The 15,545-nt window shown below is 48.9% G+C and carries 11 protein-coding genes and 1 riboswitch; of the genes, 8 read left to right on the top strand and 3 right to left on the bottom strand.

The window, feature by feature from the left end; genetic code table 11:
* The first annotated feature begins 9 nt into the window (after positions 1-9).
* Positions 10-1,083 (top strand): glycerate kinase, encoded by a 1,074-nt coding sequence (locus tag K7G97_RS13975; RefSeq protein ID WP_223040832.1) that lies wholly within the window; start codon positions 10-12, stop codon positions 1,081-1,083.
* Between the two features lie 63 nt (positions 1,084-1,146).
* On the top strand, positions 1,147-1,716 hold the full coding sequence (locus K7G97_RS13970; RefSeq protein WP_223040831.1) for a hypothetical protein: 570 nt from the start codon (positions 1,147-1,149) through the stop codon (positions 1,714-1,716).
* 47 nt (positions 1,717-1,763) lie between these two features.
* Here K7G97_RS13970 and K7G97_RS13965 read toward each other — a convergent pair whose 3' ends face one another.
* Positions 1,764-2,243 carry a glutathione peroxidase gene (locus tag K7G97_RS13965; RefSeq protein WP_214729259.1) on the bottom strand — a complete coding sequence of 160 codons (480 nt, stop codon included), beginning with the start codon at positions 2,241-2,243 and terminating at the stop codon, positions 1,764-1,766.
* Positions 2,244-2,413: 170 nt separating this feature from the next.
* Between K7G97_RS13965 and K7G97_RS13960 the strand changes: the two genes are divergently transcribed.
* From K7G97_RS13960 to K7G97_RS13935, 5 genes are all read left to right on the top strand, one after another.
* Complete coding sequence (locus tag K7G97_RS13960) at positions 2,414-2,608, top strand: hypothetical protein (RefSeq protein WP_023469379.1); 195 nt, start codon at positions 2,414-2,416, stop codon at positions 2,606-2,608.
* Positions 2,609-2,849: 241 nt separating this feature from the next.
* A riboswitch (cyclic di-AMP (ydaO/yuaA leader) is annotated at positions 2,850-3,003 on the top strand.
* 325 nt (positions 3,004-3,328) lie between these two features.
* Positions 3,329-4,969 carry a potassium-transporting ATPase subunit KdpA gene (gene kdpA, locus K7G97_RS13950; protein ID WP_223040830.1) on the top strand — a complete coding sequence of 547 codons (1,641 nt, stop codon included), beginning with the start codon at positions 3,329-3,331 and terminating at the stop codon, positions 4,967-4,969.
* 20 nt (positions 4,970-4,989) lie between these two features.
* Complete coding sequence (kdpB, locus tag K7G97_RS13945; protein WP_396133878.1) at positions 4,990-7,056, top strand: potassium-transporting ATPase subunit KdpB; 2,067 nt, start codon at positions 4,990-4,992, stop codon at positions 7,054-7,056.
* 14 nt (positions 7,057-7,070) lie between these two features.
* Positions 7,071-7,592: a K(+)-transporting ATPase subunit C gene (gene kdpC, locus K7G97_RS13940; protein WP_223040828.1), complete on the top strand. Its 522-nt coding sequence runs from the start codon at positions 7,071-7,073 to the stop codon at positions 7,590-7,592.
* The gene (locus tag K7G97_RS13935) at positions 7,589-8,677 is read left to right on the top strand and encodes a universal stress protein (RefSeq protein WP_050678132.1); all 1,089 of its coding nucleotides are present in this window, start codon (positions 7,589-7,591) and stop codon (positions 8,675-8,677) included. Before kdpC ends, K7G97_RS13935 begins: the two co-directional genes overlap by 4 nt.
* A 225-nt stretch (positions 8,678-8,902) precedes the next feature.
* Here K7G97_RS13935 and K7G97_RS13930 read toward each other — a convergent pair whose 3' ends face one another.
* Both K7G97_RS13930 and K7G97_RS13925 read right to left on the bottom strand, forming a co-directional pair.
* Complete coding sequence (locus K7G97_RS13930) at positions 8,903-12,487, bottom strand: SH3 domain-containing protein (protein ID WP_223040827.1); 3,585 nt, start codon at positions 12,485-12,487, stop codon at positions 8,903-8,905.
* A 201-nt stretch (positions 12,488-12,688) separates the two neighbouring features.
* Positions 12,689-14,719, bottom strand: a complete 2,031-nt coding sequence (locus K7G97_RS13925; protein ID WP_262415756.1) for a thioredoxin domain-containing protein — start codon at positions 14,717-14,719, stop codon at positions 12,689-12,691.
* A gap of 601 nt (positions 14,720-15,320) precedes the next feature.
* Here K7G97_RS13925 and K7G97_RS13920 point away from each other — a divergent pair.
* Positions 15,321-15,500: a DUF2188 domain-containing protein gene (locus tag K7G97_RS13920; protein ID WP_035396111.1), complete on the top strand. Its 180-nt coding sequence runs from the start codon at positions 15,321-15,323 to the stop codon at positions 15,498-15,500.
* Positions 15,501-15,545 lie beyond the last annotated feature (45 nt).

Here is a 15,545-nt window from a genome sequence, read left to right as displayed (position 1 = left end):
AATGTACAGATGGGACGTCACCTGATTTTGATGGATGCATTCAAAGGGAGTATTTCTTCGAAAGAGGCGGCAGAAGCTGTCGCCTCCGGGATCCGAGCGTATGATCCGACAGCGATCATCGATTCTTCGCCTGTTGCGGACGGCGGGGAGGGAACGCTCGATGTCTATCTCGCACTCGGATATGACGTGAAGACGGCGATGACGATGGATTTGGCAGGTCGTCCGTGTGAAGTAGAGTACGCTGTCAAGGGTACAGACGCCGTCATCGAAGTCGCGCGTATTTGTGGACTGCCGATGCGGCGAAACGAGGATGATCCCGTTCGAATGAATACGCGTGGTGTCGGTCGTTTGATTGCTCAGTTACGCGATCAGGGAATCACGCAGATCCGACTGTCCTTAGGCGGGACTGGTACGACGGACGGCGGACTCGGTTTACTCGCAGAAGTCGGTTGTCGACTTGAAGATGCGTCTGGTGATTTGATTTCGTTTCAAACGAATCCGTTACTTGAGACGCATACTATTCAATGCCCAGCGTATCCTGTTCAACTGGAAGCGCTCGTCGATGTGACAGCTCTTTATCATGGTCCAGATGGTCCAGCGTATCTGTTCGGTCCGCAAAAAGGACTGCTTCGAGAAGACATCGTAAAGCTCGATCAGCAACTTGAACGGATCGGGCGGTTACTTGGACTAGAAAATGTTAAAGGAACTGGAGCAGCCGGTGGACTCGGGGGAGCGATCTATGCGCTGGGCGGCACGATCGTTCCGGGAGCCAAGACGATCTTGCAACATCTTCGCGTAGCAGAGCGGATGAAACAAGCCGATTATGTTTGGACAGGAGAAGGACGCGTCGACCGTCAAAGTCAAATCGGTAAGTTACCAGGTGAAGTCACGCGGATGGCAAAAGCCGCTGATGTTTCTTGTCTGATCCTTGCTGGAATCGTCGAAGAAAACATGCCGCATGCACTCGATTGTCGCTCGATCCATGCCGGACAAGCAATCACGCTCGAGCGAGAACAGACGATGGCTCGTATGAGCGAACAAGCACGTAAGTGGCTCGAGGAACTTTCACTGAAACAGGGATGAAGTCGGAAAAGTTTGGGTAAATAACTGTATATTGCCATACTTTTAGAGAAGGTAGGTCATCGTATGATCAATCAATCGATTCAATTATCGTTTCGCCAAGTCCGAGCACTGGTCGAACATACCCTGCTATTATTCAAAGAGCTCGATCAACAATTAGCAAACCGTGGATACGAACCGGTTCTCCCGGAAGTCGTCCAAACGGAACATGGTCTGAGCATCCATCAGACGAAGGAGAGTGCGGAGTCACTCGTGCCGCATTTTTTAACACGGACGTATGTCAGGCAACAAGAAAAAACGAACCAACATGGATTGCTGATCTCTGTTCAATATACGCATCCGCTCCATGAACGATTCGATCCGGTCGTCCTCGTCGGTGATGTTGCGTTCAAGCAAGCAAAACATGCGCAAAAAATCTTAAGTGAAAAGCCGTGGCTCCTGAAATATGCAGCTTTTGAATCTACGATTGCGCAAGAGTTCGTTGCCGATGGTACACGCTATACGACGCAACCGATTGAAGAAATCGAAGAGCTGGTCGTCTGGGGGCATCCGTTCACGGAAATGCGTGACATCGATGACGTCAAACGATTGGCGGAAGAGATGATCAGCCGTCATCTTGAGCCGGGAACAACATAAAAATAAGCTTCCGTTCCTTCAAGAGAGAAGGAAGGAAGCTTATTTTTTTAGACTTGAACGAGCAATCGTTCAATTGCTGCCGTCAAATCAGTTGGATTCGTTTTTGGTGAGAACCGCGTTACTTCTCCATCACGGGTCACGAGGAATTTCGTGAAATTCCACTCGACGTCTGTTGTACCGTCCGTCGTTGGTGCTTGTGCTTTCAGTTCCTCAAATAACGGATGGGCTTGCTCACCGTTGACATCGATTTTTGAGAAGACGGGGAATGTCACGCCGTAGTTGACTTGGCAGAACGACTGAATCTCCTCGTCCGTTCCCGGATCTTGATTCGCGAACTGATTACATGGGAAACCAAGTACGGTTAATCCTTGCGAACGATAGTCTTGATGCAATTGCTCGAGTCCTTCGAACTGTGGCGTTAAGCCACATTTGCTGGCTGTATTGACGATCAGCCATGCTTGAGCTGGGTAGTCACTTAAGGATGCCGACGTTCCGTCGACGCGTTGAAATGAATGATCTTGTAACATATCGATTCCCCCTTTTTAAGTACTTCTCCAGTGTAACAAATCCGTTTTCTCGTCGTCTTCTATCGTTACTTGCGAGATGACAGAAACATCACAATCGGGTGTCAGCGACGATTTTTCGATGAATCTTTGTTACGATGAAAAGGAATATGGAAGGAAAGGAGAGATGCCACATGAGAAAAATGTTGAAACAATCGCGGTTCGTCATGATCGCGACGCTTTGTCTCGTCCTGGTCGGTAGTTGTATCACGTTACTGACGCTTGGGTTCGAACGCGATATTGTGATTCTTGTTTCTGGAGTGGTTGCCCTATGGGTGACGATGCTAGCTCCTTTGACGGTCCATGCCAAAATGAATCAGCAATCATAATCATTGTTCGTTCATGAAACTGCGGAACGATTCTCGCTAAAATGGAGTTCCTCCATTTTAGATGAAGGAATCGATTTCTGCGGTTTTTTTTCTTCTATAGCATAGGGTTGAAAAACACTATTTTTCGAAAGTAAGTCATTAAAAAATCAGACTATTTTTTTTTCAACTTTTCTATTTACAACTCTAAAAAATCGGAGTAATATCCATCTCATCAACGAACACTAACATGTTAATGCTTCGATCTCAAAGTACGCCGAATTCATGATTGAAGCGGGGGACCCAATCGTCACGACACGTGACACGGGGTGAATCCTTTCCGAACGGGAAAGGTAGGGCGAATTCCTAGGTATGCCCGAATCCGACAGCTAACCTCGCAGGCGTTTTTAGGAGGGAACGACTCTTTTTCAGTATGCCAAGGTATAAAGGCGATGCTGGGGCCGTTTTTCGCCTCACATCGTCTTTTTGTCGTGTTTAATTGTAAAAATATTGAATAATATGGAGGTAATTTCATAATGGGAGAGCTGTGGAGTATTTTACTACTTGCCTTCTTCTTCGGTACGACGTTCGGGATGATTCATCTGATCGAACGCGTCCAGTGGAGAGCAGGTGACCGCAAATGACATGGTTTTTACTGGCGACGGGCTGCCTCGTCTTCTTGTATCTCGGTTATTGTCTGATGTATCCAGAAAAATTCTAATCGCATAGGGAGAAAAGAAAAACATGTGGACTCAATTCATGATCCAATTTTGGATCCTACTCGTCATCGCACTTTGTGCAGCGGTCTTACTTGGTCGCTACATCGGAGTATACTTCGCACCTGTCGCAGAGCGTCGGGTCGATAAAATCGGTAAGGTCGAACGACGACTGTTGTTGTTACTCGGTGTCGATGAAAAGAAACACGATCAATCGTGGGTCGGCTATTCGAAGAGCCTCTTGCTCGTCAACCTGTTATTTTTCATCGGTGGATATTTGTTACTTCGCTTCCAAGGCAGTCTACCTTTAAATCCGAACGATGCTGTGAATCTCGATTGGTCGACGGCGCTTCATACGACGATCAGCTTCATGACGAATACCGATCAACAACACTATTCGGGTGAGGCACTCTCGTATCTCTCGCAAACGTTCGTCCTCGGAACGATGTTATTCGTCGCTCCGACGATGGCATTCACGGTCTGTATCGCTGTCATTCGTGGTCTTGCGAACAAACCACTCGGTAACTTCTATGCCGACTTCTTCCGCTTCATCTTCCGAATTCTCTTACCGATTTCGTTCGTCTTCGGTTTAGCGATGATCCTACTCGGTGTACCGCAGACATTTGGTGGTGCAGTCAGCGTCACGACGCTCGAAGGAGCGAAGCAGTTGATCTACCGCGGACCGATCGCTGCTTTTGAAGTCATCAAACAGCTCGGAAACAACGGTGGTGGTTTCTTTGGTGCCAACGGAGCGCATCCATTTGAGAACCCGAACCAGTTCGTCAACTTCATCCAGATGTTCTTGATGCTGCTGATTCCGATGTCACTTCCGATCGCTTACGGAAAAATCATCGGTTCAGCGAAACAAGGACGACTATTCCTTGGTGTCATGACGCTTCTCTTCATCATGATGACAGTCGGGATGGCAGGGAGCTTACTTGCGAATCCAACGGCACATGGTCAGGAACTACGATTTGGTCAAATCGGAACGGCGCTCTACAGTTCGATTACGACGGCAGCTGAAACTGGTGCGGTCAACGCGATGCACGACTCACTGCATCCACTTGCTGGATTGATCCAACTCGGCAATATGATGCTCAACGTCGTTTACGGTGGAGCAGGTGCAGGATTCCTGAACGTCTTACTTTATGCCTTCGTCGCAGTCTTCCTGACAGGTCTCTTGATTGGTCGGACACCGACGTTCCTCGGGAAGAAAATCGAGACGTTCGAAGTGAAGATGATCGCGATTGCGCTACTCGTGCCGCCATTCCTGATTCTCGTCGGAACGGCAATCTCGATGTACGCTGCACCAGGCGTCGCCGGCATCTCGAACCCAGGTTATCACGGATTGTCGCAAGTCTTGTATGAGTTCACGTCCGCGACGGCGAACAACGGATCCGGTTTTGAAGGACTCGGCGACGCAAACGTCTACTGGAACGTCTCGACGTCATTCGCATTGTTCTTCGGACGCTACATCCCATTGATCTTGATGCTTGCAATCGTAGGTTCGCTTAAAGCGAAGCAATCGGTTCCGCAAGATGAATTTTCGTTTAAGACAGACACACCACTCTTCGGAACAGTCTTCCTCGGTACGGTCGTACTCGTCGGTGCATTGACATTCTTGCCAGTGCTCGTACTTGGACCGGTCGCGGATTGGCTGACGATGTGAACAGGAGATAAAAGCATATGATGGAACGAATCATGCATCCGACGCCCGAGGAACACCAACCGAACGGGGAGCCGGAACACCAATCCAAATCAGCAATCAGTGGCTCGATCGCGCGTCAAGCGACGATTGATGCCTTTAAAAAATTAAATCCCGTAAATATGGTCAAACAACCGATCATGTTCGTCGTCTGGATCGGCTGCTTGCTTGCAATCGGCTATACGATCTTCATTGATGAGATGCGTGGCTTTAACTTAACGGTCAGTATCATCCTCTTCTTGACGGTCTTGTTCGCAAACTTCGCGGAATCAATCGCGGAAGGACGCGGGAAAGCCCAGGCGGACTCATTGAAAGCGTCAAAAGCAGATGTCATGGCACGTAAACGTGTCGGACAACTGATTCAAAGCGTCTCGTCGGCGACTCTTCGTAAGGGCGATATCGTCTTCGTCCGAGCAGGGGAGTATGTACCGGGTGACGGTGAAATCATCAAAGGACTTGCTTCGATTGATGAATCAGCGATCACGGGTGAATCCGCACCGGTCATCAAGGAAGCGGGCGGTGATTTCTCCTCGGTCATCGGTGGCACACTCGTCGTCAGTGACGAGATCGAAGTTCGAATCACGAGCAATCCAGGTGAGTCATTCCTCGATCAGATGATTGCCCTCGTCGAAGGCGCAAGTCGTCAGAAGACACCAAACGAACTCGCGTTATCAACGCTCTTGACGAGCTTGACATTGATTTTCTTACTTGTCGTCATGACATTACCGGTCTTTACGAACTACCTTGGATTTGATCTGTCAGGTCCAATCTTGATCGCCTTACTCGTCTGTTTGATCCCGACGACGATCGGTGGCTTACTGTCAGCAATCGGAATCGCCGGAATGGACCGTGTTACGCGTTTCAACGTCATCGCGATGAGCGGGAAAGCGGTCGAAGCAGCAGGCGATATCCAGACAATCATCCTGGACAAAACAGGAACGATCACGTTCGGTAACCGGATGGCATCGGAGATCACGCCGGTCGGTGGACGCACTGCTGAGCAGGCGTTTGAGGGGGCAATCCTCGCCTCACTCGCTGATGAGACACCGGAAGGACGTTCCGTTCTTGAACTCGCTGAACTTCGCGCGATGCCGGTGGAACAACACTGGTTAGATGGAGCAGAGATCGTACCGTTCCGCGCAGAGACACGGATGTCCGGACTTGATTTAAGAGACGGTCGCCGTGTACGGAAAGGGGCGGGGCAAGCGATTCAAGAATGGGTCAAGGAACAAGGCGGCGCCATTCCAAATGATTTGCAGGAGAAAGTAGATGCAGTCTCTCGTCTTGGTGGCACACCACTTGTCGTAGCAATCGACGCAATGATCCTTGGCGTCATCTATTTGAAAGATACGGTGAAACCGGGCATGCGCGAACGATTCGATCGGTTGCGTGAGATGGGGATCAAGACGGTCATGTGTACGGGTGACAACCCGTTGACGGCAGCAACGATTGCCCGTGAAGCAGGCGTCGATGATTTCGTCGCGGAATGTAAACCGGAAGATAAAATTCGTGTCATCCAGCAGGAACAAGCAGCCGGGCACCTCGTCGCGATGACAGGAGACGGTACGAATGACGCACCGGCACTCGCTCAAGCCGATGTCGGTCTCGCGATGAACAGTGGGACGCAAGCCGCGAAAGAAGCAGCGAACATGATCGATCTTGATTCGAACCCGACGAAGATCATCGAAGTCGTCGAAATCGGGAAACAGCTCTTGATGACACGAGGAGCGTTGACGACGTTCTCAATCGCAAACGATGTCGCGAAATATTTCGCGATCATCCCGGCAATGTTCATGGTGGCGATCCCGCAGATGGAAGTGCTCAATATCATGCGTCTTGATTCACCTACGAGTGCGATCTTGTCTGCCTTGATCTTCAATGCGATCATCATTCCGATGTTGATTCCACTCGCGATGCGGGGGGTTACCTACAAACCGATGACGGCGGATCAATTACTCGGTCGTAACTTGCTGATCTACGGTCTTGGCGGTGTCGTCGTTCCATTCATTGGGATTAAAATCATCGATGTCTTGCTTGCAAGCATCCTCTAAGGAGAAAACGAATCATGAAACAAGCCATTCGTGTGACGATCTTCGTCACGGCGTTATGCGGGATCGTCTTTCCCGCTTTATTGACCCTGTTCGGTCAACTACTCGTACCGGATAAAGCTGAAGGTTCTTTAGTACAAGAAAACGGAAAATTCATCGGATCGGAATTGATTGCCCAGCCGTTCACGTCGAAACAGTATTTTCATGGACGTCCATCAGCGGTCGATCAATTAGCGGGAGCGTCTGCTGGGGATAACCTAGCAGCATCGAACCCGGAGCTTGGCACGAAGATGGCGGAATTACAGAAACAGAACCAAGTGGACGGCGCTTCGCTTCCGGACGATGCCCTCGTGACATCCGGTTCTGGCTTCGATCCGCACATCTCAGTCGATTATGCTTTGGTTCAGGCGAAGCGTATCGCAACCGCGCGCGACCTGTCGCGTGAAGAAGTACGAAAGTTAATCACGAAGGAAGCAGGAACCCATGATTACGTTAATGTCCTGCGCTTGAACTTAGCACTTGATCGGAGTAAATCATGACACGAGGAAAGCTGAAGCTGTACATCGGCTCAGCTCCTGGTGTCGGAAAGACGTATAAGATGCTTGCCGATGCACGAACATTGACGCTTGAAGGCAAGGATGTCGTCATCGGTCTGATTGAGACACACGGTCGAAAAGAGACGGCGGAGATGGTCGGGCAACTCGAACAAGTCCCGCTACTTGAAGTCGTCTATAAGGACAAGACATTCCCCGAGGTGAACGTGGACGCGATCATTGCCCGTCGCCCCGATATCGTACTGATCGATGAACTGGCGCATACGAATGCGCCGGGATCGGTACGAAAGAAACGCTATCAAGATGTTGCTGCATTGCTTGAAGCAGGAATTAATGTCTACTCTGCCGTCAATATCCAGCATTTCGAAAGCTTACTCTTTAAAGTCAAGGAAGTGACGGGTGTCGAAGTGCGGGAACGCATCCCGGATCCGTTTCTCGGGGAAGCCGATGAGATTCTACTCGTCGATGTCACGCCACAAACGTTACGGGAACGACTCGAGCAAGGAAAGATCTATAAGAAGGAAAAGATTGAACAGAGCTTGAATTCGTTCTTTTCGCTTCAGAATCTTGCGAGCTTACGTGAGCTATCACTGCGTCAGGTCGCAGACGAAGTCGACGATCAAGTCTATCAATCACGCTTGTTGATTGAAAAGGATCCGGCGTCGCTACAAGAACGGATTCTCGTCTGCATCCAGCTCAACGACAACGCACGGAAGTTGATCTATCGCGGCTTTCGCATGGCGAGTCGTCTGAAAGCGGATCTTTATGTGCTGACGATTTTACCGACGGCAGAGAATCAATTGAATGCGAAACAAAAAGAAGTGCTTGCGATGGTGCGCGAGAGTGGTTCCTTGTTCGGAGCAGAGGTGCTGATCCGAATCCAAGGGGAGCGCTCGATCGCCCAAGCGATCACGGCAGCTGCTAAGCATCATCGCATCACCCAAATCGTCCTCGGTCAATCTGCGCGGACCCGTTGGCAGGAAGTCCGGCGTGGATCGATCATCAATGAAATCATGCGTCATGTCCGCGGGATCGATATTCAAATCGTTGCCGATGACATGGAACGCTAGGGGAGCCCTTCCGCGTAAATGCAGGGGTTCTCTTCGAAGTTTGTCTTTTCACAAGACGAACGAGTCGGTCATTCTCCCTTTCCTCATCCTGTAGGAGTGGAGAATGACCTTTTTCGTTCTACATCAATCAAAAAGGAAAAACCGTTCCAGTGAAGTCACTAGAACGGTCTTTCCTTTTTTGTTGGAATCATTTCGTTGATTCAAATACTCAGCTTCATCGTCTCCTTAACGAGCGAAGACCGGAATATCGAAGGTTGCCGTATAGCTATCCATCTGTTGATAGAGTGAATAGATCCGTGACGTCTGTTTGACGGCCCAACCCATGTCTGTTGCGTACTGATGGCTACCAGGGCGCATCGGACTCCAACGCATTTTGTAAAGCGTATTTTGTCCATAGACATTGTGGATGTACTTCGTGCTGATGAATTCAGCACCACCGACAATCGCGGCTTCCGGAGTGAACCAACCTTGGCTGTACGCATAAGCAGCGCCGGTGTTGATTGCATCGTAATCATACGCACCAATGCCGTACATGTTGTAGACTTTGCGTCCATTCCATGTCACACCCATCGCAAGTGTCGATTTTCCGTTACCTGTCTCAAGCAAAGCGTGGGAGATCAAGTAAGCTTCGTTGACGCTGTACTTTTGACCAGCATCGATGAACGCTTGACCACAACTACCATTGCTACACTTGTTAAAGATTCCTTCGCCTTTCGTCACGTTCGCTAACATCTTATCGAGTGTCGCAGGTGTCGCACCTGTTGTTTTCGATAGATCAAGGAACTGATAGAAGTCTGAAGAATTTCGGTCGACCTTAAGTGGGTCAGCAGCGTTACGGACGTCTGTTTCGAGTGCATTTAACCACTGGATCGTCGAGTAATTCGTTGCGTTCGAATAGACACGTGGGTACGTCGTATAGAAGCCACTGACGGATTGATAGACACGAATCATCCGACCAGGCTGGAATTGACCGTAGACGTGACTTGCTGTCGAAGCGCCTGAACGAATGTTGAGCGGTGTCGTCGCTGTGACAGTCGCGATCGTTCCATTGACTGGATCGAGTGCACCACCGAGACGGACGTAACCCGTACTGACGTACATCAATTTGTTTTTATAGATATCCGTTTGCGGTGGTGGATTCAGTTTCATCTGTGCGCTGATGAAGTTATCGAACGTATATGGTGTCGCGACGGAGTTATAGACGTTTAATTTAGAAGAAGTCGTCACGAACGCCCCCTTATACGCATATCCACTTTTGCCATCGTAGGAAATCTTATACCAATCACCGATTTGACCAGAGACGGTGACGACGAGATTTTGAGGAATCGTCTTGATGACATTGTATGAGCTACCGACGTAAGAGCGTAAAGCAACGTTTGATGTAGCCCGTACGTACAATTTTTGTTTTGCTTCGTATTTGATTGATGAGGTATTTTGTCCGGTGCGGATATAACCTGTTTTGCCATCAATCGTCACTTTGTGCCACGAACTGTTCGTGTACGACGTGATCAAAGAAGATGTGTAATAGACATTTCCGAACGAGAGTGTCGTTACAGTTGCTGCTTGATCGTCCGGTGCTTGTTTGACGACAAGTGATTGATTCGCCAAGAAGCGTGCACCCGTAATCTTTTTCGTTTCCGTGTACGGTGTCAGTGTTGATTTTAAGACATAGCCGTTTTTACCAGCGTAGCTGATTTTTAACCACTGATCGAGACTACCTGTTACTTGAACGACGGCTGCTTTTGGCAGCTTCGTCACCGTCGCATAAGCTGAACCGGCATCCGACTGGAGTGTCGTATCCGTCGTTGCTTGATAGCGATGGTTATTGACGCTTTCGTATGTGACAGGTGAACCTTGATTGATTTGGATGTAACCGGTTTTCCCGTCAACCGTCAGGCGATGCCATTGCTCTAAACGACCAGTCGTGACGACTTGATTCGTCGTGTAGACGTCTCCAGAAGAGAGACGAACGAGAGTGTCAGCTGTCGCTTGGTGTGACGTTTTTACTTCGACGGTACGTCCAAGGCGATAAGAAGAAGATGGAATCGATTGCGTCATGACTTTTTCCTTAGCGTAACGTGAAGCGATATAACCTGTTTTCCCGTTGTACGTCACACGATACCAATCATCGATCATTCCAGTGACCGTGATGCTTGTACTAGAAGGAATCGTTTTGACGGTCGCGTAAGTGTTTCCAGCATATGAACGGAGAGGCGTCGAAGTCGTCGTCTGCATGACGATCCGGTCCGATTGATAACGAACGCTCTTCCCTTGACCGACAGGAATGTAGCCGGTCTTTCCATCCTTGCTCACACGATGCCATTGCTGACCGTTTGACGTCACGAGTTGTGTCGTGTAGTAGATGTCACCGCTCTGTAGTGTTGTCAGCGTGGATGCTTTTGTATCTGGTGAAGATTTGATCGAAACCGCTTTTTCAAGCTCAAAGCGTGCACCTGCAATTTTCTGCTTCGTTGCAAGCGTCGTAAAGGTGCTGGAAGCAGCATATCCCGTTTTACCGTTATAATTGACCCGGTACCAATTGCCGATCCGTCCAGAAATCTTGATGACCGTATTGATCGGGATCGTTTGCACTGTTGCATACGATGGACCTGCGTACGAGCGAACCGTTGTTGCGGCTGTCGTTTTCAATGAAAGGTTTGATTGTGACTCGTAAGCGATAGGTGTTGCCTGATTTGCTAATACGAAGCCGGTTTTACCTTCCTTCGATACTTGATACCATGTTTCACCGAGTGGATTCGTCACACGTGTCTTCGTGTAGTAGACGTTTCCGGCACTTAGTGTCGCAAGTGTTTTTCCATTGGTTGCAGGTGTCATCTTGATGGCAAGTGATGCTGTCAACAAGAAGCGTGAAGACGGAAGCTTCGTCTTTTCTGTGTACTCTGCCAATGTAGCGGATAAGACATAACCCGTCTTTCCAGCGTATGTGACTTGATGATACGTTGCCGTCTTAGCGCTTGATGTGACAATCGTGCCTTTCGGAAGACTGGCTAAGCTATTCTTCGCTTCCGCTTGACTGTAAAGGGGTGTCACACTTTTCGTTTGATACCGTGTTTTTGGGATCATGGTCACACTTTGCTTTTCAGAAGAGTCGAACGCATCTTGGTGCATGTAGCCTTTTTTTCCATCGTACTCGACGCTGACCCAGTCCTCGATCCGACCGACGATTTTAACGTCTTTTCCAGATGGAATGGTCTGAACTTTTGGATAACCGGTTCCAGCGTATTGGCGCAAGATATAAGCGTCGACCGTTCTTGACGTCGTGTTCGTCACCTTTTTATAGGCAACTGCTTTTGCACCAGCAGCGACATAGCCTGTCTTCCCGTCATATGTGACGCGGTACCATGTTTCGCCATACGGATTCGTCACACGTTGTGACGTGTAGTACACATCCTCTTCGTTCAACGTACCGATCGTCTCTGCAGTATCCACTGCCGTCTTTTTGATCGGTGTTTTTTTGAGGACGAGGTAGCGCTGCCCAGAAACGGTTTGTTTCTTTTCGTACAGCGTGAGGTATTTCGACGCGACATATCCCGTTTTTCCAGCGTATGTCACTCTTCTGAATGCGCCAGAAGCATACGTGGATGAAACGACAGTTCCGGTCTTGATCGTCAACAAGCGTTTCCGAGAAGATGCCGTCTTGTCATACAGATAACTATCGGTAGACAGACGGTAGGTCGTCGCTTTCGTCGTCGCTGCTTCAGCTACGGGTAAAGATGTTAAAACGATGCTGAAAACGATGAGAAAGCTCGTGAACACCTTCAAGGTCTTCGAGAATGATGTCGTGTTCAAAGTATCTTTCCTCCTAGTAGATATTCGTCCGGATGGACGGAATCGGCTTCTAGGATGTCTAAGTCTAAGTTGTGGAATCTATTGCCTATCCTTACTATCGACAATATCGGATTTTTATGAATAAGATATTGAATTATTTTGAAAAAAGGGGTCTGGTTTTTTGAAAAACCCTCCTGTTTGTTTAAACAAGAGGGGATATGATCAGATGTTGAGACGAGCGAGGAGTTCTGTCAGGTTCGTCGTTGGTCGTTCACATGAAAAATCATGACAGAGATAAGCGGTAGGTACGTTTGGTTCAGGATAATCTGCAATCAGTGGTACAAGCGGTAGAAGGTCACGCTTCGTCCCAATCAACAAGGCGACTTCTGGTAAGCGCATCTGGTGCAGTTGATTGATTTCGATTGGGATTTCCGACTCTTCGGGAATCAAGATGATCAATTCCTTCGGTTCCATCTGCCGATAGGTGAACGTACTGACAAGTGAGGCAAAGCCTGTTGGTTGTTGCTCGACTTCTTCGACTAATGCCGCAAGAGCCCGTTCGGCACTTTCCTGATAGACGAGACGCCCGGTGAGGCGACTGAGCGTGAAGAAGGCGTGTAAGGCAACACTGTTTCCGGCAGGTGTGACCCCATCATACAGATCAAGTGGACGAACGAGTAGCTCATCGGAGCGTGAAGATGTCAGATAAAAATAGCCGTCTACTGTCTGGAACTGACCTTGTAGCACATCTGCAAGTGCTAAAGCTTCCTTTAGATGAAGCGCCCGTCGTGTTGATTGGAACAGTTCAAGATGTGCATCAATCAAATAAGCATAGTCATCGAGGAATCCATGTCCGGTTGCTTGTCCATCGCGGTAATGAACGGCAAGTTGATTCTCCGTTCGGACGAAGCGCTCGAGCGATGTCATCGCACGCGTTGCAACGCGTGTATAATGCGGTTCATCAAAGACACGACCGGCTTTAGCGAACGTCGAGATCATCATCGCGTTCCACGATGTCAAGCGCTTATCGTCACGAAACGGACGCGGACGTTCATTTCGCGCACGAAGAAGAAGCAGGCGCTCGCGTTCGAGTTGCGCCGCTGTCTCAGCAGGAGACAAGGGAACAGAACGTGCGAATGCCTCAAGTGTTCGTCCCGTCCGGTAAAAGATGTTTCGTCCTTCAAAATTTCCTGATGGTGAAGCATGGTAGAAGCGCGGGAACAGTGCGTCTGGTCCGAGTAATTCCGTCAGTTCAGCTGCCGTAAACGTATAATAGTGTCCTTCGCCTCCTTCGCTATCTGCATCCAGTGCGGCGTAGAAGGTTCCGTCCGGTGCGGTCAGCTCATGTTCTGTGAACGATAGGACTTCTTCCGCGTAACGTCGGAAGCGGATTTGTCCGGTCACTTGATATGTCTCGATGCATAAGGTCGCGAACCAAGCATTGTCGTACAGCATCTTCTCGAAATGAGGAATTTCCCACTTGGCATCGACCGTATAGCGGAACAGACCGTAGCCGACTTGATCGGTCATCCCACCGTCACGCATCGCGATCAATGAACGCATGACCATATGGAGCGCCGTCTCGTCTTCCGCGAATTGATAATAATCAAGCAAGAAACGAAGTAGGGCAGGCGACGGAAACTTCGGTGCCTCGCCGAATCCACCGTGTTGACGGTCAAATTGTCGCATCGCCTGATCGAAGGTCTCGTGAATGATTGATTCATCCCAAGTATGGGTAGAATTCGCAGGCTGCAATACGTCGCGAAGCGTCTGCGACATGTTCTGACCGACTTGTGCGATTTTCTCTGGTGAACGGCGGAATTGCTCGCTGAGCTGAAGTGTCACCTGACGAAAACTCGGGCGGTTGAACTGAGGCGTCTTCGGAAAATACGTACCGATATAAAACGGTTGCTGGTCCGCTGTCATGAAGACACTCAGTGGCCAGCCGCCTTGTCCGTTCATGACTTGAGCCGCCGTCATATATAAGTGGTCAATGTCAGGACGTTCTTCCCGGTCGACCTTGATTGCGATGTAGCGTTCGTTCAAGAGGCGTGCCGTTTCTTCATCCTCGAAGCTTTCGTGAGACAGCACATGGCACCAATGGCACGTCGAATAACCAATTGATAAAAAGATCGGCTTTCCGCTTTCCCGAGCGGCAGTGAAGGCGTCTTCGCCCCACGGGTACCAATCGACAGGCTGATGAGCGTGTTGCAATAGGTAGGGACTCGTTTCATGGATTAGTCGATTCGACATGATGGATTTCCCTCGTTTCTTCTATAGTAATGAGTCCTCTTCACGATACTCGGCTTTTACGGCAGGTGCAACTCCAATTCTAAGACAGGAAAAAACGATTTTAAAAAAGAAAGATTGACTTTGTAAAGGAAAGTGTGATAAATTAATATAAGTCATGAATCGGGGATGATCACTCATGTGAGAATCTTCAATCCATATCATACAATTAAATCGACAGGTCAGGATTTTTAGACCGCTACTGACAAATGAGTCAGACATAAGTCATCGCTTTTATTTTGTCCTTCTTCATACTACGAGGAGAAGTTGACCCAGCAAGATAAACCTTCCAATCGATACTTTTCCGCTCATTCCCGAGCTATTTCTAAAAATCCCAGTATCATGCGTCCGTTGCAGACGCATCACGATTCTTGCTAAAATGCTTGATTCAGCTGGCGCGGCCAAGGAGCCGTAACAACGAAAGAGAGGTAGGGCTTTCGTCGTTTCAGGTGTTTTGATCACCTGTAATCCTCGATTCTCATGACAACCAAAAACAACGACACGCTGATGAGGCGTTTTTTTTGTGCCTTTTTTCGGGTAATGCTGAAAGAAGGGGGGTGACGACATGCCATGGAATGAGAACGACTACCCGGAGTCATTCAAGAACTTTGATCCGCCACTTCGAAAGAAAGCGATTGAGATCGCGAACGCGTTATTAAAAGACGGATATGAAGAGGGACGCGCCATTCCGATCGCGACATCGCAAGCTGAAAAATGGTACGAAAGTCACAAAGACGAACAATAAAATGTTGTAAGCGATACCATTTCTTTCATTTACGAAGGATGGTAT

Source organism: Exiguobacterium acetylicum, assembly GCF_019890935.1.
In the GTDB taxonomy this organism is placed as follows: Bacteria; Bacillota; Bacilli; order Exiguobacteriales; family Exiguobacteriaceae; genus Exiguobacterium_A; species Exiguobacterium_A abrahamii.
This window is presented reverse-complemented; position numbering and strand designations above follow the sequence as displayed.

Bases quoted from the DNA above. Each gene is read 5' to 3' on its own strand.
- kdpA (WP_223040830.1), top strand. From the start codon at position 3,329: ATGTGGACTCAATTCATGATCCAATTTTGGATCCTACTCGTCATCGCA.
- K7G97_RS13960 (WP_023469379.1), top strand. From the start codon at position 2,414: ATGAGAAAAATGTTGAAACAATCGCGGTTCGTCATGATCGCGACGCTT.
- K7G97_RS13935 (WP_050678132.1), top strand. From the start codon at position 7,589: ATGACACGAGGAAAGCTGAAGCTGTACATCGGCTCAGCTCCTGGTGTC.
- K7G97_RS13970 (WP_223040831.1), top strand. From the start codon at position 1,147: ATGATCAATCAATCGATTCAATTATCGTTTCGCCAAGTCCGAGCACTG.
- K7G97_RS13925 (WP_262415756.1), bottom strand. From the start codon at position 14,719: ATGTCGAATCGACTAATCCATGAAACGAGTCCCTACCTATTGCAACAC.
- K7G97_RS13920 (WP_035396111.1), top strand. From the start codon at position 15,321: ATGCCATGGAATGAGAACGACTACCCGGAGTCATTCAAGAACTTTGAT.
- kdpB (WP_396133878.1), top strand. From the start codon at position 4,990: ATGGAACGAATCATGCATCCGACGCCCGAGGAACACCAACCGAACGGG.
- kdpC (WP_223040828.1), top strand. From the start codon at position 7,071: ATGAAACAAGCCATTCGTGTGACGATCTTCGTCACGGCGTTATGCGGG.
- K7G97_RS13965 (WP_214729259.1), bottom strand. From the start codon at position 2,243: ATGTTACAAGATCATTCATTTCAACGCGTCGACGGAACGTCGGCATCC.
- K7G97_RS13975 (WP_223040832.1), top strand. From the start codon at position 10: ATGGGACGTCACCTGATTTTGATGGATGCATTCAAAGGGAGTATTTCT.